This is a genomic window from Chitinophaga sp. XS-30 (genome assembly GCF_008086345.1).
Lineage (GTDB): Bacteria > Bacteroidota > Bacteroidia > Chitinophagales > Chitinophagaceae > Chitinophaga.
Map to the genome: position 1 here is coordinate 1,731,495 of NZ_CP043006.1, position 26,971 is coordinate 1,758,465.

Below are 26,971 nucleotides of genomic sequence, written 5' to 3' on the forward strand. Positions count from 1 at the left end.
AATTGAAACGGTTTACTATGAAAAGTTACGTTAATTCAGGCAGATTAAGGCCGGGAAACCGACGAATACGCTGATCGGGACGACCATTCCATTCTTCAACAATTTCAGCCTGAATGAATTATCCGTCGTTTAAAGTGTTATCATATAAACGAAAATTAATGTGGAGTTGATATGTTTACCGGCGGAATAACTGCCACCCTTACCTGCCGCCCGGGAGGATGCTTCCTGCTGTGTCTACGATAATTATGGCAGTTGGTTGCCTTTATGTTTCCGCAGTTGCTGCAATACGGCCTGCATATCTTTCGGCAGGGGGGCTTCCAGCTCATGGGTGATCCCTTTGTCGTCCGTGAATTTCAGCCGGAAGGCATGCAGCGCCAGCCTGTTCAGCAATGGTTTTTCTTCTTCCGTGAATTTCCCCAGTTTGAATTTCTTTTTGATGGCGGAGAGCAGCACCGGCGTTTTGCTGCCGTACAATTCATCCACGGCAATGGAGTGGCCGAGGGATTTCATATGCACCCTGATCTGGTGGGTGCGGCCGGTGTGGATGCGGAGCTTTACGAGGCTGAACAGTCCGAATGCCTCCAGCACTTCGTAATCGGTGTGGGAGGGGCGCCCCTTGGCATTGGTGACCATTTTTCCCCTCTGAACGGGGTGTTCCATGATGGGTGCGGTGATGCTGCCGGACGGCTCGGAAAGCTCGCCGCTTACCAGGCCCAGGTAATATTTCTCCACGTCGCGGGATTCGAACAGCTGCGAAAGGTATTTGTGGGCAGCTTCGTGTTTGGCGAACAGCACGATGCCGCTCGTATCCCTGTCCAGCCGGTGGACGGTGAAGATCTGGCCGTATTTGTTCTTCAGAAGGGTAGACAGTGCTTCGAGGGCATTGTCGTGCCGGTCCGGAATCGTCAGCAGGCCGGACGGTTTGTTGACAGCGATAAGATCGTCGTTCTCGAATATGATGAAGGAAGCGATGTGCATGGGCGTAAAAAGCGGGGGGACTGGCCCCCCGGTGTGCTTATTTAAAATGTTTGAGCAGGATCACTTCCTTGTCTGTCAGGAAGCGCCATTTACCACGGTTGACGTTCTTTTTCGTCAGCCCGGCGTACATGACACGGTCCAGCTTCTCCACCTGGTATTGCAGGTGTTCGAAGATGCGGCGGACGATGCGGTTCTTGCCGCTGTGGATCTCGATGCCGATCTGCTTTTTGTCTTTATTGTCCACATACCCGAGGGCATCTACGAGGGCTACGCCGTCTTCCAGGGTAACGCCGGCGATGATCGTCTCGAAGTCGGCTTTGGTCAGTGGTTTATCCAGTTCTACGTGGTAGATCTTCTTGATGTTGTGTTTGGGGTGGGCCAGTTTCTGGGCCAGCTCCCCGTCGTTCGTGAGCAGGAGCAGTCCGGATGTATTGCGGTCCAGGCGCCCTACCGGGAAAAGTCTTTCCTCTGCGGCTTCTTCCACCAGTTCCATCACGGTGCGGCGGCCTTCAGGATCATCGGTGGTGGTGATGTATCCTTTGGGTTTGTTGAGCAATACGTACACGAGGTTCTTTTGGATGTAGATGCGTTTGTCATTCAGCTTCACCACATCTTTGGCGGTCACTTTGAAAGCAGGCTCAATGATCTTTTCATCGTTCACGAGCACTTTTCCTTCTTTGATATAGTCAACTGCTTTGCGACGGCTGCAGATGCCGCAATGCGCGATGAACTTGTTCAGCGGCATTTCGTTTTCAGCGGCGTCTGTGGCGGGGGAATCTACGGCAATGCGTTTGCGGGTGCTTTTACCTTTGGGGGCTTTGGCGCCGTGTACTGCTGCCTTGCGCTCGCTTTTCTTCGGGCGGTCGCTATCATTGCCGGAACGCTTTTTCGGACTGGTTTCCCCGTCGCCGAAACTTCTTTTGGGTCTGTCTTCGTCTTTACTGAAACTTCTCTTTGGCCTGTCTTCGCTGCTGCCGAAGCTCCTTTTAGGACGATCTTCGTCTTTGCTGAAGCTTCTTTTCGGTTTATCTTCACTATTGCCAAAGCTTCTTTTGGGTCTGTCTTCGTCTTTACTGAAGTTTCTCTTTGGCCTGTCTTCACTACCGCCGAAGCTTCTTTTAGGACGATCTTCGTCTTTGCTGAAACTTCTTTTCGGTTTGTCTTCACTATTGCCAAAACTCCTTTTGGGCCGGTCTTCGTCTTTGCTGAAGCTCCTCTTTGGCCTGTCTTCGCTGTTGCCGAAGCTTCTTTTAGGCCGATCTTCGTCTTTGCTGAAACTTCTTTTCGGTCTGTCTTCACTATTGCCAAAACTTCTTTTCGGCTTGTCTTCATTGCTGCCGAAGCTCCTCTTCGGCCGGTCATCATCACTTCCGAAACGTTTTCCTCTCCGCTCTTCCCCTTTTGCAGCACGCTCATCTCCCGAACGTTTGGAAGATGCTGCGCCTGGTTTGCTACGGTTTTCTTTGAACGGTGTGAACCCTTTTTTAGCGGGTCTGCTTTTTTTCATGCTATTTATTTAAAGTTGCTGCATTCCTGCAGTAAAAGCTTTATGCTTTGTTGGCCAGTTGTCCGCAAGCTGCGTCGATATCTTTTCCGCGGCTCCTGCGCAGGCGGGCATTCACCCGGTTTTTGCCGAGATATTCCATGAATGCTTCCGTCGCTTCCGGTGTCGGTTTCTGGAACCTTGCCTGGTCTATCGGGTTGTATTCGATGATATTCACGAGGTCTACCGGCACCTGGCGGTAAATTTTGATCAGCTCATCCGCATCCTTTTCCGAATCATTGAAATCCTTGAAAAGGATGTATTCGAAGGATATCTCGTTCTGCGTGGCTTTATAGAAATAATTCAGGGCATCCGTCAGTACCTTGAGGTTGTTGGTCTCATTGATCGGCATGATCTGGCTGCGTTTCTTATCATTCGCGGCGTGGAGGGACAGGGCCAGGTTGAATTTCACCTGATCGTCTCCCAGTTGCTGGATCATCTTGGCTACGCCTGCGGTGGAGACCGTGATCCTTTTGGGGCTCATGGCCAGGCCGTCCGGCGAGGTGATCCGTTCGATGGATTTGAGCACATTCCTGTAGTTCAGCAGCGGTTCCCCCATCCCCATATACACGATATTGGTGAGTTTTTTGCCGGATTGCTCCATGGCCTGCTTGTTGATCAGGGCTACTTCATCGAATATCTCGTCAAATTCCAGGTTCCGTTTGCGGTCCATATACCCGGTGGCGCAGAACTTGCAGCTGAGGCTGCAGCCCACCTGGGAGGATACGCAGGCAGTCTGCCGGGTGGAGGTGGGGATCAGCACACCTTCCACAAGGTGGCCGTCGTGCAGGCGGAAGCGGCTTTTGATGGTACCGTCCGTGCTCTGCTGGGTGGCATCTATCCTGATGGAAGGCAGGGAGAAATTCTCCTCCAGCGTGGCGCGCAAAGGCTTGCTCAGATTGGTCATCGACTCAAAATCCGGCGCCTGCTTCAGCCACAGCCATTCGTACACCTGTTTTGCCCGGAAAGGCTTCTCTCCCATTGTTGCAAAGACCTCCTGGAGCTGGGGCAGGCTCAAATGCCTTATATTCTGCTTCCTCATCATCGCGCAAAGGTACGTCCATATTTCGGATTTGAGGCTGCCCGGGAGAAGGAGAAAGCCGGCAATTACCCCGAAAGGCTAAAAAGCAACGAAAACCGCTCATTCCACCTCCTTTTACGGGGTTCAATCGTCCTTCCTTAATCGACCCTTTTCCCTTCCATCTTCCTTTCCCCCTGAAAAATGTACAGTTTCCCGACTTTCCCTGCTTCGTCCGGAATAAACTCTACCGCTATATCAATGTCCCTCAAAAAGAACCGTTTTTCCGTTTCCGCATACAGGATCGATTTGGGCTGGTCCACAGGCTGGGCTGTCAGGTGACCGTTTTCGAATACGATCATGATCCGGAACCGGGATGTTTCATAGGTCCCCGTGTATGTCCGGAGGATATTTTCGCTTACCGTAATCGCCGGCCTCTTGAATGGCAGCACATATGATGTGTCGTAACAGATCTGTAGAACATGATTGACAATTTTATCGATCCCGTAACTATTGCCATTTGTGCAAAATGCGATCGCCAGGCTGTCCTTCGGATAGTAGGCCAGATTTGCATGAGAAGCGATATACCCGCCTCCATGCCCAAAGCCTTTTGACCACTGATCGGGTACGAGATGAATGCCCAGGCCATAGAATCCGGTGATGCCGGTCATTAGCGCCAGGCTGTTTTTCGAGATCAGCTGTCCGGTGAATAATCCATGGACGAACCTGGTCATATCAGAAGGGGTGGAAACGATACTGCCTGCCCCTCCCGGTACCAGGCCGCTAAAGTCACCTTCCTGCACCTCCATCCAGTGATCCTTGTCGTATTGATAGGAAAGGCTCTTGTTCTCAACAGTATCCAGCGCGCGGCCAAAATAGGTGTCGGACAGGCCGGTCCTGGAGGCTATCCTGTTGTTCAGGGCTGTACTGTAGGGCACGCCATCCAGTCTTTCAATGATATATCCAAGAAGAAGATAATTTGAGTTACTGTACTGGAATTTGTCACCCGGCTCAAAATCAGGCTTGAACCCCGAGATCAATTGCAGCATTTCTGCCGGTGTTTGTTCCTTAGGGGTTGCCGGTGCTCCCTCACCGGCATCGGTAAAGTCGTGTATGCCACTCTTGTGGCTCAGCATATCCCGGATGGTTATCGTATGCGCATTGGCTACCCCGGGAAAGAACAGGTCAAGCGTATTTTCAAGCTTGAGTTTGCCCTCTTCCGCAAGCTGCAGGATCATGGCAGCCGTGTACATCTTGGTGACCGACCATATATGGTATTTGGTATGCACATCTGCCGGGATTTTCTGCTTTTCGGAAATGAATCGATAGCCGGTAGCCCGGCTGTAAAGGATATTCCCGCCCTTTGATATGGTCAGGCTGCCCATGGCTTCGTTCCTGCCTTCCAGGTAACTGAGCAGTTCATCAAGCTTTGCAGCGTCCGGATCCTGGGCGGATGTTATGCTGCAAGTTGCCATCAGGATGACAAAGGCGATAGTTTTTGCCGTCAATGACCGGGTAATTTTTATTCTTTTCATGTTGATGGGGATTCGTTTTTAAACGCATAGCAAGATGGCTGCATTTCTAAAAAGCGTTGTCGTAAATGTGACGAAACCACGGAAGTAAGGGGTGGATATATCTCCTTTCAGCGGGAGGATTACCGGTTGAGGAGAGAAGGGATTTGCAGCCTGTCAGGTTATCCCGAATACTTACAATAAATTCGCACGCAAACATTCAACTGAGATCAAATGCAAGCAGCTTATATCGTTGATGCCGTTCGCAGCCCGATCGGCCGCTATGGTGGCGCATTGAGCACCATCCGTCCTGATGATTTACTGGCCCTGATGCTCCGGTCGCTCCTGGAGCGCAATCCTGCCGTTGATCCTGCCGCTATTGAGGATGTGATTGCCGGCGCCACCAACCAGGCGGGGGAGGATAACCGGGATGTAGCCAGGATGGCGGTATTGCTGGCAGGGCTGCCGGTTTCCGTGGCCGGCAACACGGTGAACCGCCTTTGCGCCTCCGGCCTTCAGGCCATTATGGATGCCGCAAGGGCCATCATGTGCGGGGAAGGAGAGGTGTATATCGCCGGCGGGGTGGAAAGCATGACCCGCGCCCCTTTGGTGATGCCCAAGCCGGACGCTGCTTTCAGCCGTAAAACAGAGATATACGACTCTACCATCGGCTGGCGCTTCACCAATCAAAAGCTGGCGGATGTATATTATCCCTTCTCCATGGGTGAAACGGCGGAAAATGTGGCCCGGGAATGGAAGATCAGCCGGGAGGAGCAGGACCGTTTTGCCTTTGACAGTCAGCGAAAGTATAAACAGGCACTGGAAGCGGGTTTGTGGGAAGATGAGATCATTCCGGTGAAGATCACGCCCAACAAGCAGGAACAGGTGATCTTTTCCAGGGACGAGCATCCCCGGGAGACCAGTCTGGAGAAGCTGGCCGGCCTCAGGCCCGCTTTCCGGAAAGACGGTTCCGTTACCGCAGGCAATTCCGCCGGTATCAACGATGGCGCTTCCGCCCTGCTGATCGTATCCGAAAGTGCATTGAAACGGTTCAACCTGCAGCCGCTGGCTATTGTCAGATCAATGGCCGTGGCGGGAGTGGACCCTGCCATTATGGGCATCGGTCCCGTTCCTTCCACCGCCAAGGCGCTGAAGCGTGCCGGACTGAAGGTGGGGGACCTGGATGTGATAGAGCTGAATGAGGCCTTCGCGTCCCAGTCTATCGCCTGCATCCGGGAATTGGGACTGGACCCCGCGAAGATCAATTTCAACGGTGGTTCCATCTCCATCGGTCACCCGCTCGGCTGCAGCGGCGCACGCATCACCACCACGCTCATGCACGAGATGAAACGGCGGAGCGGCGTGAAATACGGCCTCGCCACCATGTGCGTTGGGGTGGGGCAGGGTGCGGCCATTGTTTTCGAGAAGGTCTGACGGCCGGCCTTTTGTGATAGCCCTACCGGTTCCCGGATGGTATTTACCGAATACTGTCCGATTTTTGCCCCGTAAACCATGAAAAGATCCAGCTACGCCCTAGGCTTTGCCATGGCCCTGATCGGCGCTTTTATGTTCTCCGCAAAGGCAATTTATGTAAAACTGGTGTACCGTACGGAAGCCATCGATGCCATTTCCATGCTGGCATTACGGATGCTGTTCTCCCTGCCGTTTTATGCCGTTACCGCCTGGGTATTGGCCCGGCGGCCGGGTAATGTAAAGCTCACAGCGCGGCAGTGGGTATGGCTGCTGATTTTGGGACTGATGGGTTACTATTTCAGCAGTTTGCTGGATTTTATGGGCCTGGCCTACATTTCCGCCGGGCTGGAGCGGCTGATCCTTTTCCTCTACCCTACTTTTGCCCTGCTGATCGGGGCCGTGGCCTTCCGCCGGAAGGTCACCCGTTTTCAGTGGACCGCCTTGCTGATCGCTTACGTGGGCATGCTGGTAGCGTTCATGGGAGACGTGCAGCAGGAATGGAACCCGTCGGTGATCACCGGATGCCTGCTGATACTGGGTTGTGCGGTAACCTATGCCATTTATATCGTGGGTGGGGGAGAGCTGATACCGAAGATAGGGTCTATGAAATTCACGGCTTATGCGTCAATGGTGGCCGCGCTGGGTATTTTTGTACAGTATTTTGTGCAGCATGGTGCGGAAGTCCGTCATTTCTCGGGCCATACCTACTGGCTATGCTTCCAGATGGCTATCGTTTCCACGGTGATCCCCACTTTCCTGACCAGTGAAGGCATCCGGAAGATCGGTTCCGGCAATACGGCGATCGTCACCAGCATCGGGCCGGTGGCTACCATCGTGCAGGCCTATATTTTCCTGGATGAGCCGATCACCTGGCCGCAGCTGGCCGGCACTGCGCTGGTATTGGCCGGGGTACTGCTGATCGGGAGAAAAGGGAAAGAAGGGACAATAAAAAACGAGCGGTAGACATTACATCCCACCGCCCGTTCATGGCAAGCAAAAAAAGGTTACAAACAAATCTGCTTCTCCGTCATCATCTTCCGGAGATTGATCAGGCCATATCTCATACGGCCCAATGCAGTATTGATACTCACACTGGTGAGGTCTGCTATCTCTTTAAAACTCAGTTCCGCATAATGGCGGAGGATGATCACTTCCCGCTGCTCTTCGGGGAGCAGGTCCAGCATCTTGCGCACATTGTCATGGCTCTGGCGGGTCATCATCCGCTCTTCCGCGCTGGGCTCACTGAATCCCAATACATTAAAGATATCCTTGTCGTCACTGGTCTTGATCAGCGGAGTGCGTTTGATCTTTCTGAAATGGTCTACGCAGAGGTTGTGAGCAATGCGCATGGCCCATGGAAGGAACTTGCCTTTCTCCGTGTACCGCCCTGCCCGTATAGTGTCAATGATCTTGATGAAGGTATCCTGGAAGATATCCTCAGCGAGAAAAGTGTCTTTAACGAGCAATACGATGGAAGTGAACAGTTTGTCCTTGTGCCGGTATACCAGTTCTTCCAGGGCTGAAGAATGCCCCTTCCTGAAGAGGGTGATCAGTTGTTCGTCGTTCAGTTTGTACATTACTTGCATAAACGTCTACCAATAACGGTTAGTAAATAGTACGGACTTTAACAGTCAGTAGGTTGTGTGATAGCGTAGAGTTTATGCGATAATGTCCAGTTTTTTTGGTAATGAATTTGGCCGTATTAGGTATAAGACCCGGTTATTGCAAATATAGCGGAATACTTGAATAAAACAATATCCCGGAAGTAAATTTGGTATTAAAGATGTACGTAGGGCGCGGGATTCGGGATTGGCCGGCGGGAATTTTTCTGATAAGAAATAAAGATTACATTAAGAATTTGTTTAATCGCTTGTTTTCCAGGGAGAATGGGGGAACGGGGGAAATCCTTCCGGCGGGGATATTTTTTTATGATAAGCTTCCGGTAACTCTTCTGTCCGCGGTTTAGAATCGTCCGCCGGTTTCCGGATATTCCGCAACCTTTTTAACCGGGTCCCGGGTCAGGCCGGATGAAAAAGAAAAAGGGACCTAGACAGATCCCTTACCATTTTATCAACCAAAATCTAAATCGCTTATGGAACGAATCCACGTCGATGTATGTAGAAAGTTTATTCGCTTGTTTTGTGTTACCTATACAGTAGCAAATTTGATACCAGATAACACAGCAAAGTTATGGAAACTGGGTGCAATTACAGCATAAATTCTCCGTTAAAATTACGTTAAAGTAATGCTGTTTTCCAGAAAACAGTATGGATAAGGCTTTTAGCGGTTTAATTTTGTACCATAGTTGCTATAGCAAATAGTTTGAGGGGGATGGATTTTCCCTATATTTATCGTTTAGACGTCTTATAACATGTTGCCACTTAAGAAGATATTTCCTGTCATCATAGCACTGATCACCTTGTCGCTGTTGGGTATCATTTTCATACAGGTAAGCTGGATACGCAATGCCGCGCATATCAAGAAGGAGCAGCGCGATCAGCGGATGCAGACGGTTGCCTACACAGTGGCCGCGGAGCTTTACAAGGGAACGAAATTCCCGCTGGGAAAGGTGAAAGTGGACAGCCGGGTATCCAAGGACGGCAGTGCCAGCCGCTTCAGTTTCGACCCCATCGATCTGCAAAGACTGCCTTCTTCCGTGAGCGATGTATTTGATTCCCGCGATGTATATGAGATGATCAAGCGGGGCATGATAGAGAACAAACTCGATACGGTATTCGAATTCGGCGTGAATAACATCAACGGTGCAAAGCTTTATTCACCGGGCTATTGGAATGCTTCCCTCAGGGCTTCGAAAGACAGCGCCAACCTCCTGATGTACCTGTCTCCCGTTGTGGAAGACGGACAGCAGCTGAACCTGGAAACGGATGAAACGCTGGTGATCATCGTTCCCGAGAGCAGCCTCACCTCCCTGCAATCCCTCGGATGGATGATATTCGGCAGCGTATTGTTCACCACCATTATCGTTACCGCATTTGCCCTGACCATCCGCACCCTTTTCGGGCAGAAAAAGCTCTCGGAGATCAAAAGCGATTTCATCAACAATATGACCCATGAGCTGAAAACGCCACTGGCCACCATTTCGCTGGCCATCGATGCCATCGGCAACGAAAAGGTTATGGACAACCGCGACAAGATCCGTTACTTCTCCGGTATCATTAAAGAAGAAAATAAACGGATGAACAAGCAGGTGGAATCCATTCTGCAATCCGCCCTGCTGGAAAAGGAAGAACTGACGCTCAACCTTCAACCCATAGATATTCATCAGCTGATCACATCTACCGTGGAGAACCTGCAGCTGCAGCTGGACGGGAAGAACGGCAAGGTGTATCTTCAGCTGAATGCGCATCAGCCGATCATCAATGCGGATGAAGTGCATATCTCCAACCTGGTTTTCAACCTGCTGGACAATGCCATCAAGTATTCGAAAGAGAACCTTGAAGTGCGCATTACCACCAGCAATACCCGCAAGAGCCTGGTGATCTCCGTTGCGGATAACGGCATTGGCATGAGCCGCGATACCGTATCCCGCATCTTTGAGAAATTCTACCGCGCACATACCGGTAACGTGCATAACGTCAAAGGCTTCGGCCTGGGGCTCAGCTATGTGAAAGCGATCGTGGATGCACATAAAGGGAAGATAAAAGTAGAGAGCATTATGGGTAAGGGAAGCCGGTTCACGCTGGAGTTTCCGCAGGACTAGTCACACATTTCTAACTATCTTTGGACCAATAAAAGAAACATCAGCGCATACACATGTTGTCAGAAAAAGAACTATCAAGATATCAGCACGCTATTGCAGTGCCCGGCATGGGCGCCGCACTGCAGGAAAAATTAAAGGCCGCCCGCATCCTGGTGATCGGGGCAGGTGGATTGGGAAGCCCTGTGGTGCAATATCTTAGCGCTTCCGGTGTAGGGGTGATCGGTATTGCGGATTACGGTGTTATACTGGAAGAAGACCTGCACCGTCAGCCTTTATATAATATGCAGGACCTGCGGAAGCACAAAGCCAAGATGGCGGCCAGCCGGCTGTTTTCCCTCAATCCCTGGAACAAGCATTTTCCCTTCCTCGTGCAGATCCGTCCGGATAACGCCCTGCAGATATTCAGCAGTTTCGATCTGATTGTGGATTGTTCGCAACACCGCATTACCCATTTTGTGGTGAGTGATGCCTGCCTTGCGCTGGACAAGCCCTTTGTGACGGGGGAAGTCCACAACTGGGTGGCCTGGTGGGGCGGCTTTAATATGCCGCAGCCTGAACTGGCGGGCAGGGTGGCTTCCTACCGCTGTAACGACTTCAAGGTAGATGATTTCCGGAATTTCGATGCCGGCGCAATGGGCGCCACCCACGGCGCCACCGCCCTGCTGATGGTCAACGAGATCATCAAATACCTGGCGGGTGTTCCCGGTCTTGCCGGTAAACTCCACACTTTCAACTATCTGCACCGGAAGTTCGAGGTCAGCGACCTGGATGCCGATGCCGCAGGCATTGCCGCCGTAAAGGCCCGCGGGCTGCTCACCGCAGCGGAATATGGACTCGAAGTAGTGCCGGATGTAGAGGATTGACAGATACTCCTCAGCCCTCCCTGAATATACCTTGTCCGCTCCCGGGCAGCAATAAATCGCTCACTTATGTCATTCATCCGGAAACATCTGAAGAAAATAGCGCTCTGGGCCATTGGTATCTATCTGGCTGGTGGCATAACATTGTATTTCCTGCAGGACAAATTGCTTTTCCATCCCGAGGTGCTGCCGGCCAGCTACCGGTTCAAATTCGACGTGCCTTTCCAGGAAATGCTGATACCGGTCAACGATGAAGTGAAGCTGAGCGCCGTCATGTTCAAAGCGGAACGCCCGCGCGGCATGGTGCTCTATTTTCATGGCAATGCAAAGAATATCAACCGGTATGCGCGAATGATGACCAATTTTACGAGGAACAACTATGATGTGCTGATACTCGATTACCGGGAGTTCGGCAAAAGCACCGGCCGCCTTTCCGAGGCAGCTTTGTATGAAGATGCGCTGGTGATGTACAAAGTGGCCCGCTCCCGTTTTGCGCCCTGGCAGATCGTGATCTACGGCAAGTCCATCGGCACCGGCATTGCGGCGCAGCTGGCAGCGGTACGGGACTGCAGGCGCCTCATCCTGGAAACACCCTACTACAGCCTTGAAGACGCCGCCTCCGAAGTGGCGCCTATCTATCCTGTTGGCTGGATGCTGAATTATGAGTTGCCGACCTATGCATTCCTGCCGAAAGTGACCGCGCCTGTGACGATCTTTCACGGCACGGAAGATAATACCGTGCCGTATGCGTCCGGTAAAAAACTGGAGCAGCTCTTCAAAAAGGGAGATGAGTTCGTGACGCTGGAAGGCGGGCGACACAATAACCTGAATGACTATCCGCTGTTCCACCAGAAGCTGGATTCGGTGCTGAAGCAGTAGTTTCGATTGACAAATGCTTATCGATAATATCAACCCTTTTTGTTATTTTCACTATGATGGATTGCCGTCCAATTGTCTGATAATAATTGAGAGATGAGTATTAAATTTTCAAAATGATACGCTTTATTATAACTACAGCGATAGTACTCATAAAAATGAGTACTGGTTTCGGTCAAAAAATTCCTGAGATCGGGCAGCGTTGGGATGGCAAAGTTGATCACGGAGAGAAGATATATGCTCCACCTCCTCTTGGTATTCAGGATCAGATTTCATTTGATATTGCCGGTATCCTGTTTAAAGGGGCAGTAAAGGAAAAGAAGGTGGTTTTCATCAGTACGTCCGATCCTGACTTTGTAATTAACGGCAAAAAGTACATTGGAGCTACTTTGTCGTCTATCAGGAACAGGAATAGTATTTTAACTGTGCCAGGATGGGGCCGTTATTTATCAATCGAAGACAACTGGAATGCAGCATTCGGATTTGAAAGCGTGTCAGATTCTTCCAGGATTGTTTTCTTGTTTAAGCATTGAATCCCCTCATAGATACAGGTCTTCAAAAAGAAGGAGGCCATATTGCACAGCCTCCTGAATGGTTGAAAGAATGGCTGCGAAAGATGCATTACCCGGCGCTCGCCCTTAGCCCCCTGGTCTGCAGATACGCCATCAACCCCACCCATGCCGCCACAGCTACCGTAGCCACAATGCCGATAATGCTCATGCTTTGCCCGGCCACGACTACCACCAGCAAACTCGCTGCCACCCACAGCACGTCGAGCGTAGTAATAAAATTCACCCACCCCGGGTCTCCGCTTTTCTGAAAGGCGCTGAATATCACCAGCGCGGAAAAGAGCACGAGGAAAATACCCACTTCCGTAAATATTGCAGCAGGGCTGATCTGGAATAACCCGGCTATCGGGCCGGCAAATGCGATCAGGCCGATGCCGGTAGCACCTGAGCTGATCCCGTTGATGAATAACGTTGTTTTAACTGGTATCATGGTTTTGAATTTTTATGAAACAAAACTACGCCTGCGGATGCGCACGGATGATACCGGCAGATGCCATCGTTATACCATTTCGCGCCATTGTCCGGGCGCGACAAATACCTGTCATTAAACGCCACGGACATACTGCTTTAATGGAATGCAATATCTTTAATCATCAAAACAGATCATGGAGAACATTCAGCGACAATTCATCATGGCCTTACTGGCTTATGCCGTACAGCGGGATGTCAATCCCGCGCAGTTATGCAGCCTGGCGGACATCGATTACAAAGCCATTCATCAGCATCCCGATTTCCATATCACCCCGCAACAGCAGGAACAGCTCTGGAAGCAGGCCAGCCAGGTTACGCGCGACCCGCTGTTCGGCCTTCATTTCGGGGAATCCCTGCAGCTGGCAGCCCTTGGTGTGGTGGGGCAGATCATTCAGACCAGCGCCACCATCAGCGAAGCCCTTACCAATGCCTGTGCATTGGTGAAGCTGACTACCGATATGTTCGACATGCAGATCCGGCACGGAAAGAACAGTTTTTCCATCCATCTGCTGACAGATAAAAAAATGGCGGCATCATATCCTTTCACATACCGGCATACGGCGGATTACCTGATGGTATTCGTCATCCATGAGATGGATGGTTTGCTGCTGGAAAAAACAATACCGGTAGAAGTGAGCCTGCCGTATTACCAGGCGGAGCCTTATGAATATACCCGGGTGTTCAGGTGTGCGGCGGTAAGGAGAGGTGATGCGTTTGTGCTGGAATTCCCTGCCCGGTATCTGGACCTCCCGGTATTGTCCGCCAACTACGAGCTGCAGCACCTGCTACTTCAGAAAATGAATACCCTTTTGCAGCAGAGCGCACCCGCCGCCGGTTGGCGGAACAGGATATACAACTATCTGCTCACCAATTCCTACCTGCATACCTTGTCTCTGGAAGCTGTCGCGCGCAATTTCAACATCAGTACGCGCTCGCTTCAAAGGAAGCTGAAGGAGGAGGGATGTACATACCTTGAGATCGTGGATGAGGTAAGGAAGAACCTGGCCATTAATTACCTCACCAACCGGCAGTTGTCCGTCAAGGATGTGACGTATATACTTGGTTATAACGAACAGAGCGCCTTTTTGCGGGCTTTTAAAAGATGGACGGGAGGGACGCCGGGCAGTTACCGGAAAAAAGCGGAAGCGGGCAACCGGCCTGCCATCTGATACAGGCGGGAAGGAACATCGCCCGGGCCTGTTACGGGAGAGCGTGCCTTTGTCCCGCTGTTACTTTACCTCCCGCAGCGATACTTCTTTCCCGTTCACCTTCAGCTCATGCTGCACCCCCAGCTTCAGCGCAACATTCTGCTCCTGGTGCCCCACCGGAAAACCGTAACATACCGGGTAATCATACTCTTTCACCATATTGCGGATGATCTCGTATTCGGTTTGGCCGAAAGGGGTTTCCGTTTCATGTTCTTCGGTGAAGGAGCCTACGATCAGCCCCGCCAGCTTGTCCAGCCACCCGGCCCTTTTCAGGTTATACATCATACGGTCCACATTATACCGGTATTCCCCGATATCTTCCAGCACCAGTATTTTGCCTTTGGTATTCACCTGGGAGCGGGAGCCGGTAATATTGGCCAGGAGGGACAGGTTGCCGCCGGTGAGCCTGCCGGTTGCCTTTCCCTGGCGGTTCATGGGGTGAACAGGGCAGGTGTACCGGCTGCGTTTGCCCAGCAGCGCTTCGCGCAGGCTGTTGACGTAAATGTTCTCGAAAGTGGAGGGCGTAATGCCGCTGCACATGGTGGAATGGATGCTGGCAATTTGCTGGCGTTGCAGCAGGTGCGCATGCAGTGCGGTAATATCGCTGTAGCCGCAGATCCATTTCGGATGTTTGCGGAAACGGAAAAAATCGATCTTGTCCAGGATGCAGATCATGCCATAACCTCCCCGCCCGAAAACGATCGCTTTGATCTCCGGGTCGTCCATCATATCCTGCAGCTCTTCCAGCCGCAGTTCGTCAGGCGCGGAAAAATTGTGGAAACTGGTGCCGACGGTAATGCCCAGATGCACGCGGAAGCCCCAGGATGCAAGAACACCGGCGGCATATTCAGCCACCTGCAAGTCCATTTTGCTGCTGGAGCAGGTGACGCCTATCAGGTCGCCTTTTTTCAGATACGGCGGAATTTTGATCATTCTATAGCGCTTTAGTTTACCTTTGCTGGTTAAAAAGTGAAAAAGTTGAAAAATTAAAGCTGAAAAAGCGGCTTTAGGTCCCTTTTTCCGGATTTCCAAAGTAAGGGATATTCAGGTTACCGGGCTAATCATTTTTTACTTTTAATTTTTAATTGATGTTGATGAAGCCGCCATGTTCAAAATATCATTAAACACACCGTGGAATGATTATTTTAAACATCCGGGGCTCCATCCGGCCCGTAAAAAGTAAAAACAACGGATGAAATGAAACAATTCAACAGAACCCTGGTCACAGCAGCCCTGCCCTATGCAAATGGTCCCGTTCACATCGGGCACCTGGCCGGCTGTTACCTGCCGGCGGACATATACGTCCGGTATCTGAGGGCCAGGAAAGCAGACGTAAAATTTATCGGCGGAACAGATGAACATGGCGTGCCTATCACCATCAAAGCCATGCAGGAGAACGTCAGCCCGCAGGATATCGTGGACAAATACTATTTGATCATCAGGGACAGCTTTGATGCCATGGGCATCTCTTTCGATATATTTTCCCGCACCTCCCGCCAGATCCATCATGAAACAGCTGCCGGGTTCTTTAAAAAAATGTATGACGACGGCCTTTTCGAAGAAAAGGAGTCCGAACAATATTTCGACGAGATCAAACAGGTATTCCTGGCCGACCGTTACATCATCGGCACCTGCCCGAAATGCGGCAACCCGGGTGCTTATGGCGACCAGTGCGAGCGCTGCGGTTCGTCTTTAAGTCCGGATGAGCTGATCAACCCCCGTTCCGCCCTCAGCGATGCCGTACCGGTAAAAAAGAAAACGAAGCACTGGTACATGCCGCTGCAAAACTATGAACCCTGGCTGAAACAATACATCATTGAAGACCATAAGGAATGGAAGAACAATGTGTACGGGCAGTGCAAAAGCTGGCTGGATAACGGCCTGCAAAGCCGCGCCATGACGCGGGACAGCAACTGGGGCATCAAAGTGCCGCTGAAAGACGCCGAAGGCAAAGTGCTGTACGTATGGTTCGATGCGCCCATCGGTTACATCTCCGCCACCCGGGAGCTTACGGACCAGTGGGAAGATTACTGGTGCCGGGAAGACAGCCGCCTGATACATTTTATCGGGAAGGACAATATCGTGTTCCACTGCATCATTTTCCCCGCCATGCTGAAAGGCCACGGCGGATATGTGGTGCCGGACAATGTGCCCGCCAATGAATTTCTCAATATAGAAGGGGAAAAAGTATCCACTTCCCGCAACTGGGCGGTATGGGTGCATGATTATGTGAAGGATTTTCCGGATCAGCAGGACGTGCTGCGCTATGTGCTTTGCGCCACCGCACCGGAGACGAAGGACAACGATTTCACCTGGAAGGATTTCCAGGACCGCAATAACAATGAGCTGGTGGCCAACCTCGGCAATTTTGTGAACCGCACCATGGTGCTGATGCACAAACTCTGCGGCGGTAAAGTGCCGCCCATGCATGCCGCGGTAAAAGACGCCACCGATGACGGCATCTTTGCCATGCTGCAGGAAGCGAAAACGAGAATATCCGAATCCCTCGAAACCTTCCGTTTCCGCGATGCGCTGAATGAAGTAATGAACGTAGCGCGGGAAGGGAACCGCTACCTGCAGGAAAAACAGCCCTGGATACTGGCCAAAACCCCTGAGCTCCAGGCGCAGCATCAGCAGCAGATCGACAACTGCCTGCATGTATGCCTGCAGCTCACCGCCAACCTCGCCATTTTCATCAATCCTTTCATGCCCTTTACGGCAAAGAAGATCTGCCATATGCTGAAAGTGGTGGAGCGGCTGCTGGAATGGGAGAACGCCGGCAGTATGAAACTCGTCAGCGTAGGGTATTCCCTGCGCCCGCCGGAACTGCTGTTCAAAAAGATAGAAGATGATCAGGTAAAAGCCCAGGTGGACAAGCTGCATGCAGGGCTGAAGAAAACAGCGGCACCCGCAGCACCTACAGCTGCAGCACCCGCACCGGCAGCGCCCGCAGCCGCTGAAGCTCCCGTCCCCGAAGCCAAACCCCAGATCCAGTATGACGATTTTGCGAAGCTGGACCTGAAAGTAGGCACCATCACCCAGGCAGAGAAAGTGGAAAAAGCGGATAAACTGCTGAAGCTCACGGTAGACCTGGGTGCTGAGCAACGCACGGTCGTATCCGGTATTGCCATGCACTTTTTGCCGGAGGAGATCGTGGGCAAACAGGTAACACTGGTCGCCAACCTGGCACCCCGCAAGATGCGCGGCATCGAAAGCCAGGGTATGATACTGATGGCTGAGGATAAAGACGGCCGCCTGGTATTCGTGAACCCCGATAATGCGGTAACACCCGGCAGCGGCGTCAGCTGAATATTGCCGTTTGGTATAGATAAACCCTGCGTTGGTCACAAAGACGCAGGGTTTTTTCATTCCGGGCTCCGTACCCCGGCAAAAAATGCTAAATTCATTCATCAAAAAGCAGGAAAAACATGCAAAGAAGGATCAACAAGGTCGCCGTGCTCGGTTCCGGTGTTATGGGTTCAAGGATTGCCTGTCTCTTTGCAGGCGCGGGAGTTAAGGTACTGCTGCTGGACATTGTGCCGAAAGAGCCGAATGCGGCGGAGAAGGCCAAAGGGTTAACCACAGAACATCCGGCAGTCAGGAACAGGATCGTGAATGAAGCGCTGCAGGCCGCCATCAAATCCAACCCCTCACCCCTGTTCACGAAGGACTCCGCCCGCCACATCAGCACCGGCAATTTCACGGACGATATGAAATCCATCGCCGATTGCGACTGGGTGATAGAAGTAGTGGTGGAGAACCTGGACATCAAGAAGAAGGTCTTCGAACAGGTGGAGCAGTTCCGCAAACCCGGCACGCTGATCACTTCCAATACCTCCGGCATTCCCATCCACCTGATGACGGAAGGCCGCAGCGAAGATTTTTCAAAGCATTTCTGCGGTACCCACTTTTTCAACCCGCCGCGTTACCTGCGCCTGCTGGAGATCATTCCCACTCCGCTTACAGACCCTGCGGTGGTGGACTTCCTGATGCATTACGGCGATCTCTACCTCGGTAAAACCACTGTGCTGTGCAAGGATACACCCGCCTTCATCGCCAACCGCGTAGGCGTATTCTCCATCATGGCCATCTTTCATATCATGCAGGACATGGGTCTGGGCATCGATGAAGTGGACGCGCTCACCGGTCCCGTTATCGGCCGGCCAAAGTCAGCCACCTTCCGCACGGCGGATGTGGTAGGTATTGATACCCTCGTGAAAGTAGCGAAAGGTGTGGCGGAAAATGCTCCGGGAGATGAAGCCAAAGCCATTATGGAAATCCCGCCCTTCCTCCAGAAAGTAGTGGAGAACAACTGGCTCGGCGATAAAACCGGGCAGGGCTTTTACAAGAAAACAAAAGGAGAAGGTGGCCGCACGGAGATACTGACGCTGGACCTCCGGACCATGGAATACGGCCCCAAACAAAAGGCGAAATTCGCCAGCATTGAAGCCGCCAAACCGCTGGAAGACCTCAAGCAGCGTATCAAGGCGCTGGCACAGTCCGGCGACAAGGCCGGCCAGTTCTACCAGCGTTTTCATGCACACCTGTTTTCGTATATCAGCCACCGTATCCCGGAAATAGCAGACGACCTCTACAAAGTGGATGACGCCATGAAAGCCGGTTTCGGATGGGAAGTGGGCGCATTCGAAACATGGGACCTGCTGGGCGTGGAGAACGGGCTGAAGCTGATCAAAGACAGCAAGCTGACCGCCGCCGCCTGGGTGGAGGATATGCTGGCTGCCGGCGTGAAGCAGTTTTACAAGGTAGACGACGGCAAAAAGCATTATTACGACCTGGCATCCAAAAGCTATAAACCGGTATCGGGAGAAGATAATTTCATCATACTGGAAAACCTTTCCCATAACGTAGTATGGAAGAACAGCGCCTGCCATCTCTATGATCTCGGCGACGGCATCCTCAACCTGGAATGGAAAACGAAGATGAACACCATCGGCGGGGAAGTGCTGGAAGGCGTACATAAGGCAGTGGACCGTGCGGAAAAGGATTTCCGCGGGCTGGTGCTTGGCAACGACGGCGCCAACTTTTCCGCAGGCGCCAACGTGGGCATGATCTTCATGCTGGCGGCAGAGCAGGAGTATGATGAGCTGGATATGGCCGTGCGCCTCTTCCAGAAAAGCACCATGCGCCTCCGTTATTCCTCCATTCCCGTGATTGTGGCGCCGCATGGCCTTACGCTCGGCGGCGGCTGCGAAATGAGTCTGCATGCAGATGCGGTGCAGGGAGCGGCGGAAACCTATATCGGGCTGGTGGAACTGGGCGTGGGCCTGATTCCCGGCGGCGGCGGCACCAAAGAAATGGCCCTCCGCGCTTCCGATGCCTACAGCGAAGGGCTGGTGGAAAATGTGATCCTGCAGGACAAGTACCTGACCATCGCCCAGGCAAAAGTGGCCACTTCAGGGTATGAGGCCTTTGAGCTGGGCATTCTGCGTGAAGGGGTGGACGCCATCAGCATGAACCCCTCCCGGGTGATCGCGGACGCGAAGGAAAAAGCCATTGAGCTGGCGGACGCAGGATATACCCGCCCCATTGAACGGACGGATATCCGCGTACTGGGCCGTTCCGCGCTGGGCGCCATGCTGGCAGGCATCAACGGCATGAAAACCGGTAATTATATTTCAGCATACGACGCAAAGCTCGCCACAAAACTCGCCTATGTTATGTGCGGTGGCGACCTCAGTGAGCCAACGCTGGTCAGCGAGCAATACCTGCTGGACCTGGAAAGGGAAGCATTCCTCAGCCTCTGCGGGGAACGCAATACCCTCGAAAGGCTGCAGCATATGCTCAAAACCGGCAAGCCCCTGCGCAATTGATCATCACAATCAACATTACCCTTGGAACAGACACACATCTTATCCCTTCACCAGGTCTCCAAGCACTACGGCCCCATCCAGGCACTAAAGGAAGTATCCTTTGATGTACCGGCCGGCAGCGTGTTTGGCGTACTGGGCCCCAACGGCAGTGGCAAAACCACCCTGCTGGGCATTGTTATGGACGTACTGAAGGCCAACGCCGGCACTTACAGATGGTTCGGGCAGGAGCCGCATGCCGACCTCCGCAAACGGATCGGCACCCTCCTGGAAACCCCTAACTTCTATCACTACTATTCCGCTGTGCGCAACCTGCAGATCAGCGCCGCCATCAAAGGCCGCGGTGAAGATGATATCGAGCGCGTACTGCGCCTGGCGGGATTATGGGAGCGAAAGGACTCGAAGTTCAGCACCTTTTCTCTCGGTATGAAGCAACGCCTTGCCATCGCCGGGGCCCTGCTGGGAAAACCCGAGATATTGCTGCTGGATGAGCCCACCAACGGCCTGGACCCCGCCGGTATCGCAGAGATTCGGGACCTGATCCGCCAGCTCGGCGAACAGGGCACCACTGTTATTATGGCCAGCCACCTGCTGGATGAAGTGGAAAAGGTCTGCACCCATGTGGCCATCCTCAAAAAAGGCGTACTGCTTACGGCCGGGCATGTAGACGAAGTACTGTCCAATGAAGACATGATCGAGATCGGCGCGGCGGACCTCGCCATGCTGGAAAGTGTGTTGACCGCATTGCCCGGCATCAAGTCCCTCCGCAGGCACAACGGCAGCTTCCAGGTAGTGTTCACCGAAAGCCGTACGGCAGAACAGGTGAACCGGCACTGCTTTGAGAAAGGCATCACCCTCAGTTACCTTGCCGTTCGCAGAAAGAGCCTGGAAGCCAGGTTCATTGAATTAACCAATTGATCATCACACATCATGATAACAAGACTTTTACAGACGGAGTGGATGAAAGTGAGGTTTTACCGCACTTTCTGGATACTCATCGCATTGTTTACCGTAGCGGCGCCGCTGCTGTGCATGGCTTATGAAAGCCTCAACCGCAACATCACCAGCAAGCTGCCCATCCTGCATAATCCTTTTGCCTTCCCGCAGGTTTTCGAGACCGTTGGCTGGCTGACCAGTTTTATGACCCCCATCATGGGCATCATGCTCGTTATCCTGCTCACCAACGAGAATAATTTCCGCACCCTGCGGCAGAACATCATCGACGGCTGGAGCCGGGACCAGTACATTGCCGCCAAGTTCGGCGTGATGCTGAGCATGGTGCTGTTCATCACCATCCTGGTAGCTCTTACGGCACTGGTATTCGGCCTGCGTAACGGTGGAGATATGGATGGCAGCGCCTTCCGTTTCATCGTTTGGTCCGCCCTGCAAAGCCTGGGTTACCTGTCATTCGCCTTCTTTCTCGGCACCTTCATGCGGCGCTCGGGGATAGCGATAGCCATTTATGTGTTCTACGCCTATATCGGGGAGTTCATGATCTCCATGCTGCTCGATTTCAAGGTAAAGTTCCATTCCGGCGCTTTCCTGCCGCTGGAAGCAACCGACAGGCTGCTCGGCGGAGAATCCAGGATATTGCGGGACCTTATGAAACGCGCTGAACCGCCTTCATCCACCACTTATGTGATCATTGCACTCATCTATATCGGGTTGTTCTGTTTCCTCTCCTGGCGCAGGTTGAAGCGATCTGATCTGTAGCATGAACGGCACCCCGAAAGCAACGCCGGTGTTTATGAAAATGTTAAACACCGGGAATTGTAAACCTCAGCATGTAAATTTGTTAACAAAAGCAGAACGTGAAGAAGGAAAAACTGATACTGGTAACGAATGACGATGGCATAACCTCTCCGGGCATACGAACACTGATCGAGGCCGTAAAACCCCTGGGTAAAGTAGTGGTACTGGCGCCGGACAGTCCCCAGTCCGGCAAGGGACATGCCATTACACTGGGTTTTCCGCTGCGGATGAACCAGGTGGATATCTTCGAAGGCATTGAAGCCTGGACCTGCTCCGGTACACCCGTGGATTGCGTAAAACTGGCGAGGGACAAGATACTGGACCGCGCACCGGATATCTGCGTGAGCGGGATCAACCATGGCGCCAATCATTCCATCAACATCATATACTCCGGCACCATGTCCGCCGCCATGGAAGCAGCGATAGAAGGCATTCCTTCCGTCGGGTTCTCCTATCTGAACTATGATTATGATGCGGACCTGGCCATCTGCCGCGAAGTAGCGCATACCGTCACTAAAAAAATGCTGCATACGGACCTGCCGAAACATACGCTTTTCAATGTGAATATACCGGATGTGGACAGGGAAGACTACAAGGGCATCCGCATCACCCGCCAGGCCAATGCCAAATGGGTGGAGGAATTCGATGAACGGCGGGACCCTCACGGCAAAAAATACTACTGGCTCACCGGCGAGTTCAAGAACCAGGACCCCGGAGAAGATACGGACGTTTGGGCGCTGGAGAACGGTTATACCTCACTGGTACCCGTTCAGTTTGATCTTACGGACTACAGGCTGATGAAAACACTGGAAGCGGAATGGCGCTTCTGATACTATAATCCTATGAATATGCTCAAACAAGACAAATTATCATTGGGTATTCTGCTGGGCCTGCTGGCGCCGGTAGCCGCCTTGTTTATTTACTACCTGGTCACCTTCATGCCCCGGAGCCAAAGCCTGTCCGATTTTTTTACCATGCTCAAACAGAACCGCCATCTGCTGCCGAAGCTCATCAGCATTTGCCTGCTGGCCAATGGTGTAGTATTCTATCTTTATACCCGCAAACGCCGGGACCAGACCGCCAGGGGCATTTTCCTGATCACGATGTTATACGCAATCGTTATCTTGCTGCTGAAAATCATCCGGTAAAACAGCCGTTGAACACCGGGTGCCAAACGATGAATGGCTGCAGATGGAGCCTGCATGCAGGATGAATATTCAATCATCAAAGGCGCTATCTGGCCCGTAAAAGATAAACAGGAACGGATGAAGTATTATATCATAGCCGGTGAAGCCTCCGGAGACCTGCATGGCAGCAACCTCGTCAAACAGATCCGGTTGCAGGATACCAGTGCCGATATCCGTTGCTGGGGTGGCGACCTGATGGAGCAGGCAGGCGCCGAAGTGGTGAAACATTACCGTGAACTGGCTTTCATGGGCTTTGTGGAAGTGATCATGAACCTGCGCACCATCTTTTCGAACCTCGACTTCTGCAAAAAAGATATCCTGCAATACAAACCTGACGTACTGGTACTGATAGACTATCCCGGCTTCAATCTCCGTATAGCCGAATGGGCAAAACTGCAGGGCCTGAAAGTGGTGTACTACATCAGCCCGCAGGTATGGGCCTGGAAGGAAGGCCGTGTAAAGAAGATCAGGGAAACGGTAGATAAAATGCTGGTGATCCTGCCCTTTGAAAAGGCATTTTACCGCAAATGGGATTTCGAAGTGGAGTATGTGGGCCATCCGCTGATAGAGGCCGTAAAGGCCGAACAGGAAGCGCCGCCTGCCCCGCATTTCTCCGAAAAACCGGTGATTGCGCTATTGCCCGGCAGCCGGCAGCAGGAAGTGAAGAAAAAACTGCCCGTCATGCTGTCCATGGCGCGGTATTACCCGGAATACCAGTTCATCATGGCACAGGCCCCCAGCCTGGAAGACAGCTTCATACAGGGATTCACGAACGCCTATCCCAATGTGTCCGTTGTAAAAGGGCAAACCTATCAATTGTTGTTGCAGGCCTCCGCTGCATTGGTAACCTCCGGCACGGCCACGCTGGAAACCGCCCTTTTTGGCGTACCGGAAGTGGTTTGCTACAAAGGAAGCCCCGTGTCCTACTTCTTCGCCAAATACCTCATCAAAGTAAAATACATCTCCCTCGTTAACCTCATCATGGATAAACCCGTGGTGAAAGAACTGATCCAGCAAGACCTGACGGAAGAGAACCTCCTGAAAGAGCTGACGCTCATCCTGAAAGACAATGCCCGCAGACAGCAGATGAAAGCGGACTACGCCACATTGTGGACGCTCCTGGGAGACGGCACCGCCTCCCGGAAGGCTGCCGAAGCCATCGTTGGCATGGTGAAGGGCTAATGCCGGAACAGCCTGATCAGCATAACGATCAGTGCGATCAGGAACAGGATAATGGAGATGCGGTTCATGCCATGCATGAGCTTCGTATTGGTATTCTTCACTTCGGAAGGATCGCGTTTCCTGATATACAGATATTGCAAAATCTGCCGCCAGATGCTTTTCATGGCACAAATATCCGTTATTTTTACGCGCTATGAGAAATTTACTAAGCAGCCTTTTGCTGGCTATGCTCGCCATGCCGGCTTTTGCGCAGGAAGTCAGCACAGAACTGTCCGCCTGGGAATTCCGCCGGACGGATGAAAATATCTGGCGTTCCGCTACCGTGCCGGGAACCGTGCATACAGACCTGCTTTTTCACAAACTGATCCCCGATCCCTTCCGCGATGCGAATGAAAAAGGGGTGCAGTGGGTGGATAAAAAGGATTGGGAATACCGTACCCGGATTGATGTAACGCCCGCGCTGCTGCAGCATGATGCGGTAGCCCTGGCATTTGAGGGGCTGGATACTTATGCTGATGTGTATGTGAATGATGTGCTGGTGCTGAAAGCTCAGAACATGTTCGTGCGGAAGGAGATCCCGGTGAAGAAACACCTGAAAGCCGGGCAAAACAGCCTCCGCATACTGTTTCACAGTCCCATTGCGCAGGATATGCCGAAGTTCCTGGCAGACCGCCTGATCTATCCCGCCGGCAACGATGCCAGTGATATTCCGCTGAGCGTTCACGCCCGCAAAGCGCCGTACCATTATGGATGGGACTGGGGCCCGCGCCTCGTGACCAGCGGCATCTGGCGCCCTGTATATCTCCGGGCCTGGAATAAAGTGAAAATAACAGACAGCTGGATCCGGCAGCAGCAGCTCACGGACGCACAGGCCCAACTGGAAGCCGCCATCACGCTGGATGTACATAAACCGGGAACTTACCGGCTGATCGTGAAAAGTCCGCATGACGAGTTTGGGGCGGAACAGCTCAGCAAGACCCTCTCCGCCGGAAAACAACAGCTCCGACTGCCCTTTTCCATCCCTCAGCCGCAGCGCTGGTGGCCGAACGGACAGGGCGATCAGAAGCTGTATCCGGTGGAAGTGATCGTACTCAGCGGAAATGATACCCTGCAGAAAAAGCGGCAGCGCATCGGTCTCCGCACGATCGAGGTCGTGAATGAAAAGGATGCCATGGGTACCAGCTTTTACGTGAAGGTCAACGGCCGGCCGGTTTTTATGAAAGGCGCGAACTACATTCCGCAGGATAACTTCCTGCCCCGCGTGAGCCCGCAGCAGTACGAAAGGTTGTTCGATGACATGCAGGAAGCGCATTTCAACATGGTGCGCGTCTGGGGCGGCGGCATCTATGAAAACGACCGGTTTTATGAGCTGGCGGATGAAAAAGGCATCCTCGTGTGGCAGGATTTTATGTTCGCCTGTACGCTTTATCCTTCCTCGCCGGACTTTTTACAACAGGTGAAAGCCGAGGCGGAAGACAATATCACCAGGCTCCGCAATCACCCATCCCTGGCGCTCTGGTGCGGGAATAACGAGATCGCCGTGGCGATAAAGAACTGGGGCTGGAAAGATGGATATGCTTATACGGACAAACAATGGGCACAACTGCTCAAAGGATATGAGACCCTGTTCTCGCAACTGCTGCCCGATGCCGTAAAAGCCCACGACCCCGGGCGCTTCTACTTCCCCTCTTCCCCCATCAGCAACTGGGGCAGGGAGGAAGACTTCCGGCATGGCGATAACCACTACTGGGGCGTATGGCACGGTATGGAATGGTTCGAAGCCTTTGCCACCCACGTTCCCCGCTTCATGAGCGAATACGGCTTCCAGTCGTTCCCCGATATACAGACCGTGCGCAGGTATGCGGACTCCAGCCAGTGGGACATCCATTCCTACGTCATGCAGGCACACCAGAAAAGCTTCACGAGAGGAAATGCCGCCATCAAAACGTATATGGACCATTACTATAAAGCGCCGAAGGACTTCCCCGCATTCCTCTATCTCAGCCAGGTATTGCAGGCCGAAGGCATGAAGATCGGGATGGAAGCGCACCGCCGTGCCATGCCTTTCTGTATGGGCACCCTGTACTGGCAGCTGAACGATTGCTGGCCCGGGGCCTCCTGGAGCGGGATCGACTATTTCGGCCGGTGGAAAGCCATGCATTACTTCGTAAAGAAAGCCTACAACCCCGTGCTGATCAGCCATTCAAAGGAAAGCGGGAGAGTGTTGACGCATGTGGTCAGCGATCTGCCGGAAGAAGAGACGGCCATGCTGCATCTTCAGCTGATGGATATGTACGGAAAGGAGATATGGAACGAACAGGTGCTGGTGCGCACAAAAGCCGGCGGTAGCGAAATGGTGCACAGCATCCCCGTCACCGATATCCTGAAAGGGGCGGACAGCACCGGGGTAATATTGTATTCCAAACTGGTAAAGAACAATAAGCTATTGTCCTCGAATGTGTTTTACTACTTTGCTGCACCCCCGGTTGCTGCAGTTGCCCAAAGCCGCCATTGCCGCAGATGTACAGGAGATAAACGGGAAGATGAAGGTACGCCTCCGCTCGGCCGCACTGGCCAGGAACGTGTACCTCTCGCTGGAAACGGACGATCAGTCCCGCTTCTCCGATAACTACTTCGATCTGCTGCCAGGGCAGGAACAAGTGGTGGACGTCAGCACTAAAATGACCAGGGAACAGGTAAAGGAACAATTACGCATCATGCACCTCGCCAATGCGTGTATAGATAGTGAATAATGAAATGCCCCGGAGGATATTTTACCGTGGCGCTGACTAAT

24 protein-coding genes are annotated in these 26,971 nt (G+C 52.5%); 16 read left to right on the forward strand and 8 right to left on the reverse strand.

Going from position 1 to position 26,971, the window contains the following annotated elements; translation table 11 throughout:
- Positions 1-243: 243 nt before the first annotated feature.
- The 4 genes from FW415_RS07295 to FW415_RS07310 form a co-directional block, all read right to left on the reverse strand.
- Positions 244-978, reverse strand: a complete 735-nt coding sequence (locus FW415_RS07295; RefSeq protein WP_148383612.1) for an RluA family pseudouridine synthase — start codon at positions 976-978, stop codon at positions 244-246.
- Between the two features lie 37 nt (positions 979-1,015).
- On the reverse strand, positions 1,016-2,485 hold the full coding sequence (locus FW415_RS25320; RefSeq protein WP_148383613.1) for a pseudouridine synthase: 1,470 nt from the start codon (positions 2,483-2,485) through the stop codon (positions 1,016-1,018).
- 40 nt (positions 2,486-2,525) lie between these two features.
- Positions 2,526-3,566, reverse strand: a complete 1,041-nt coding sequence (gene rlmN, locus FW415_RS07305) for a 23S rRNA (adenine(2503)-C(2))-methyltransferase RlmN (protein ID WP_148383614.1) — start codon at positions 3,564-3,566, stop codon at positions 2,526-2,528.
- Positions 3,567-3,700: 134 nt separating this feature from the next.
- Complete coding sequence (locus FW415_RS07310) at positions 3,701-5,074, reverse strand: serine hydrolase (protein ID WP_148383615.1); 1,374 nt, start codon at positions 5,072-5,074, stop codon at positions 3,701-3,703.
- Between the two features lie 210 nt (positions 5,075-5,284).
- Here FW415_RS07310 and FW415_RS07315 point away from each other — a divergent pair, with 210 nt between their 5' ends.
- Both FW415_RS07315 and FW415_RS07320 read left to right on the forward strand, forming a co-directional pair.
- On the forward strand, positions 5,285-6,484 hold the full coding sequence (locus FW415_RS07315; RefSeq protein ID WP_148383616.1) for an acetyl-CoA C-acyltransferase: 1,200 nt from the start codon (positions 5,285-5,287) through the stop codon (positions 6,482-6,484).
- 78 nt (positions 6,485-6,562) lie between these two features.
- A complete protein-coding gene (locus FW415_RS07320; protein ID WP_148383617.1) occupies positions 6,563-7,486 on the forward strand; it encodes a DMT family transporter in 924 nt (307 codons plus the stop codon).
- 41 nt (positions 7,487-7,527) lie between these two features.
- Here FW415_RS07320 and FW415_RS07325 read toward each other — a convergent pair whose 3' ends face one another.
- The gene (locus FW415_RS07325; RefSeq protein WP_210420840.1) at positions 7,528-8,109 is read right to left on the reverse strand and encodes an RNA polymerase sigma factor; all 582 of its coding nucleotides are present in this window, start codon (positions 8,107-8,109) and stop codon (positions 7,528-7,530) included.
- A 785-nt stretch (positions 8,110-8,894) separates the two neighbouring features.
- Between FW415_RS07325 and FW415_RS07330 the strand changes: the two genes are divergently transcribed.
- The 4 genes from FW415_RS07330 (at position 8,895) to FW415_RS07345 (ending at position 12,513) form a co-directional block, all read left to right on the forward strand.
- Entirely contained in the window at positions 8,895-10,244 is a 1,350-nt protein-coding gene (locus FW415_RS07330; RefSeq protein WP_148383618.1) for a sensor histidine kinase KdpD, read from the forward strand.
- A 53-nt stretch (positions 10,245-10,297) separates the two neighbouring features.
- The gene (locus FW415_RS07335; protein WP_148383619.1) at positions 10,298-11,107 is read left to right on the forward strand and encodes a HesA/MoeB/ThiF family protein; all 810 of its coding nucleotides are present in this window, start codon (positions 10,298-10,300) and stop codon (positions 11,105-11,107) included.
- A gap of 66 nt (positions 11,108-11,173) precedes the next feature.
- On the forward strand, positions 11,174-11,983 hold the full coding sequence (locus FW415_RS07340) for an alpha/beta hydrolase (protein WP_148383620.1): 810 nt from the start codon (positions 11,174-11,176) through the stop codon (positions 11,981-11,983).
- Between the two features lie 113 nt (positions 11,984-12,096).
- Complete coding sequence (locus FW415_RS07345) at positions 12,097-12,513, forward strand: hypothetical protein (protein WP_148383621.1); 417 nt, start codon at positions 12,097-12,099, stop codon at positions 12,511-12,513.
- Positions 12,514-12,601: 88 nt separating this feature from the next.
- Here FW415_RS07345 and FW415_RS07350 read toward each other — a convergent pair whose 3' ends face one another.
- Positions 12,602-12,979 (reverse strand): hypothetical protein, encoded by a 378-nt coding sequence (locus FW415_RS07350; protein WP_148383622.1) that lies wholly within the window; start codon positions 12,977-12,979, stop codon positions 12,602-12,604.
- 175 nt (positions 12,980-13,154) lie between these two features.
- Between FW415_RS07350 and FW415_RS07355 the strand changes: the two genes are divergently transcribed.
- A complete protein-coding gene (locus FW415_RS07355) occupies positions 13,155-14,189 on the forward strand; it encodes an AraC family transcriptional regulator (protein ID WP_148383623.1) in 1,035 nt (344 codons plus the stop codon).
- A 60-nt stretch (positions 14,190-14,249) separates the two neighbouring features.
- On the opposite strand, the gene FW415_RS07360 is transcribed toward FW415_RS07355, so the two are convergent.
- A complete protein-coding gene (locus FW415_RS07360; protein WP_246858965.1) occupies positions 14,250-15,161 on the reverse strand; it encodes an LD-carboxypeptidase in 912 nt (303 codons plus the stop codon).
- Between the two features lie 264 nt (positions 15,162-15,425).
- On the opposite strand from FW415_RS07360, the gene metG reads away from it, so the two are divergent.
- The 7 genes from metG to lpxB all read left to right on the forward strand — a co-directional run bounded on the left by metG (position 15,426) and on the right by lpxB (position 24,177).
- Complete coding sequence (metG, locus tag FW415_RS07365) at positions 15,426-17,537, forward strand: methionine--tRNA ligase (protein WP_148383624.1); 2,112 nt, start codon at positions 15,426-15,428, stop codon at positions 17,535-17,537.
- Positions 17,538-17,656: 119 nt separating this feature from the next.
- Complete coding sequence (locus FW415_RS07370; protein WP_148383625.1) at positions 17,657-20,059, forward strand: 3-hydroxyacyl-CoA dehydrogenase/enoyl-CoA hydratase family protein; 2,403 nt, start codon at positions 17,657-17,659, stop codon at positions 20,057-20,059.
- A 21-nt stretch (positions 20,060-20,080) separates the two neighbouring features.
- Positions 20,081-20,974, forward strand: coding sequence for an ABC transporter ATP-binding protein (locus FW415_RS07375; protein WP_148383626.1), 894 nt, complete (start codon positions 20,081-20,083; stop codon positions 20,972-20,974).
- Between the two features lie 12 nt (positions 20,975-20,986).
- On the forward strand, positions 20,987-21,769 hold the full coding sequence (locus FW415_RS07380; RefSeq protein WP_148383627.1) for an ABC transporter permease: 783 nt from the start codon (positions 20,987-20,989) through the stop codon (positions 21,767-21,769).
- Between the two features lie 98 nt (positions 21,770-21,867).
- The gene (gene surE / locus FW415_RS07385; protein ID WP_148383628.1) at positions 21,868-22,638 is read left to right on the forward strand and encodes a 5'/3'-nucleotidase SurE; all 771 of its coding nucleotides are present in this window, start codon (positions 21,868-21,870) and stop codon (positions 22,636-22,638) included.
- Positions 22,639-22,656: 18 nt separating this feature from the next.
- Positions 22,657-22,956 carry a hypothetical protein gene (locus FW415_RS07390; protein ID WP_148383629.1) on the forward strand — a complete coding sequence of 100 codons (300 nt, stop codon included), beginning with the start codon at positions 22,657-22,659 and terminating at the stop codon, positions 22,954-22,956.
- Between the two features lie 33 nt (positions 22,957-22,989).
- Complete coding sequence (gene lpxB, locus FW415_RS07395) at positions 22,990-24,177, forward strand: lipid-A-disaccharide synthase (RefSeq protein WP_246858966.1); 1,188 nt, start codon at positions 22,990-22,992, stop codon at positions 24,175-24,177.
- On the opposite strand, the gene FW415_RS24925 is transcribed toward lpxB, so the two are convergent.
- Positions 24,174-24,341, reverse strand: coding sequence for a DUF6728 family protein (locus tag FW415_RS24925; RefSeq protein ID WP_168208715.1), 168 nt, complete (start codon positions 24,339-24,341; stop codon positions 24,174-24,176). The genes lpxB and FW415_RS24925 overlap by 4 nt on opposite strands.
- 29 nt (positions 24,342-24,370) lie before the next feature.
- Here FW415_RS24925 and FW415_RS07400 point away from each other — a divergent pair, with 29 nt between their 5' ends.
- Positions 24,371-26,806, forward strand: coding sequence for a glycoside hydrolase family 2 protein (locus tag FW415_RS07400; RefSeq protein WP_148383630.1), 2,436 nt, complete (start codon positions 24,371-24,373; stop codon positions 26,804-26,806).
- Entirely contained in the window at positions 26,721-26,930 is a 210-nt protein-coding gene (locus FW415_RS07405) for a glycoside hydrolase family 2 protein (RefSeq protein WP_148383631.1), read from the forward strand. Before FW415_RS07400 ends, FW415_RS07405 begins: the two co-directional genes overlap by 86 nt.
- Positions 26,931-26,971 lie beyond the last annotated feature (41 nt).

Bases quoted from the DNA above. Each gene is read 5' to 3' on its own strand.
- FW415_RS07295 (WP_148383612.1), bottom strand. From the start codon at position 978: ATGCACATCGCTTCCTTCATCATATTCGAGAACGACGATCTTATCGCT.
- FW415_RS25320 (WP_148383613.1), bottom strand. From the start codon at position 2,485: ATGAAAAAAAGCAGACCCGCTAAAAAAGGGTTCACACCGTTCAAAGAA.
- rlmN (WP_148383614.1), bottom strand. From the start codon at position 3,566: ATGATGAGGAAGCAGAATATAAGGCATTTGAGCCTGCCCCAGCTCCAG.
- FW415_RS07310 (WP_148383615.1), bottom strand. From the start codon at position 5,074: ATGAAAAGAATAAAAATTACCCGGTCATTGACGGCAAAAACTATCGCC.
- FW415_RS07315 (WP_148383616.1), top strand. From the start codon at position 5,285: ATGCAAGCAGCTTATATCGTTGATGCCGTTCGCAGCCCGATCGGCCGC.
- FW415_RS07320 (WP_148383617.1), top strand. From the start codon at position 6,563: ATGAAAAGATCCAGCTACGCCCTAGGCTTTGCCATGGCCCTGATCGGC.
- FW415_RS07325 (WP_210420840.1), bottom strand. From the start codon at position 8,109: ATGCAAGTAATGTACAAACTGAACGACGAACAACTGATCACCCTCTTC.
- FW415_RS07330 (WP_148383618.1), top strand. From the start codon at position 8,895: ATGTTGCCACTTAAGAAGATATTTCCTGTCATCATAGCACTGATCACC.
- FW415_RS07335 (WP_148383619.1), top strand. From the start codon at position 10,298: ATGTTGTCAGAAAAAGAACTATCAAGATATCAGCACGCTATTGCAGTG.
- FW415_RS07340 (WP_148383620.1), top strand. From the start codon at position 11,174: ATGTCATTCATCCGGAAACATCTGAAGAAAATAGCGCTCTGGGCCATT.
- FW415_RS07345 (WP_148383621.1), top strand. From the start codon at position 12,097: ATGATACGCTTTATTATAACTACAGCGATAGTACTCATAAAAATGAGT.
- FW415_RS07350 (WP_148383622.1), bottom strand. From the start codon at position 12,979: ATGATACCAGTTAAAACAACGTTATTCATCAACGGGATCAGCTCAGGT.
- FW415_RS07355 (WP_148383623.1), top strand. From the start codon at position 13,155: ATGGAGAACATTCAGCGACAATTCATCATGGCCTTACTGGCTTATGCC.
- FW415_RS07360 (WP_246858965.1), bottom strand. From the start codon at position 15,161: ATGATCAAAATTCCGCCGTATCTGAAAAAAGGCGACCTGATAGGCGTC.
- metG (WP_148383624.1), top strand. From the start codon at position 15,426: ATGAAACAATTCAACAGAACCCTGGTCACAGCAGCCCTGCCCTATGCA.
- FW415_RS07370 (WP_148383625.1), top strand. From the start codon at position 17,657: ATGCAAAGAAGGATCAACAAGGTCGCCGTGCTCGGTTCCGGTGTTATG.
- FW415_RS07380 (WP_148383627.1), top strand. From the start codon at position 20,987: ATGATAACAAGACTTTTACAGACGGAGTGGATGAAAGTGAGGTTTTAC.
- FW415_RS07390 (WP_148383629.1), top strand. From the start codon at position 22,657: ATGCTCAAACAAGACAAATTATCATTGGGTATTCTGCTGGGCCTGCTG.
- lpxB (WP_246858966.1), top strand. From the start codon at position 22,990: ATGGCTGCAGATGGAGCCTGCATGCAGGATGAATATTCAATCATCAAA.
- FW415_RS24925 (WP_168208715.1), bottom strand. From the start codon at position 24,341: ATGAAAAGCATCTGGCGGCAGATTTTGCAATATCTGTATATCAGGAAA.
- FW415_RS07400 (WP_148383630.1), top strand. From the start codon at position 24,371: ATGAGAAATTTACTAAGCAGCCTTTTGCTGGCTATGCTCGCCATGCCG.
- FW415_RS07405 (WP_148383631.1), top strand. From the start codon at position 26,721: ATGAAGGTACGCCTCCGCTCGGCCGCACTGGCCAGGAACGTGTACCTC.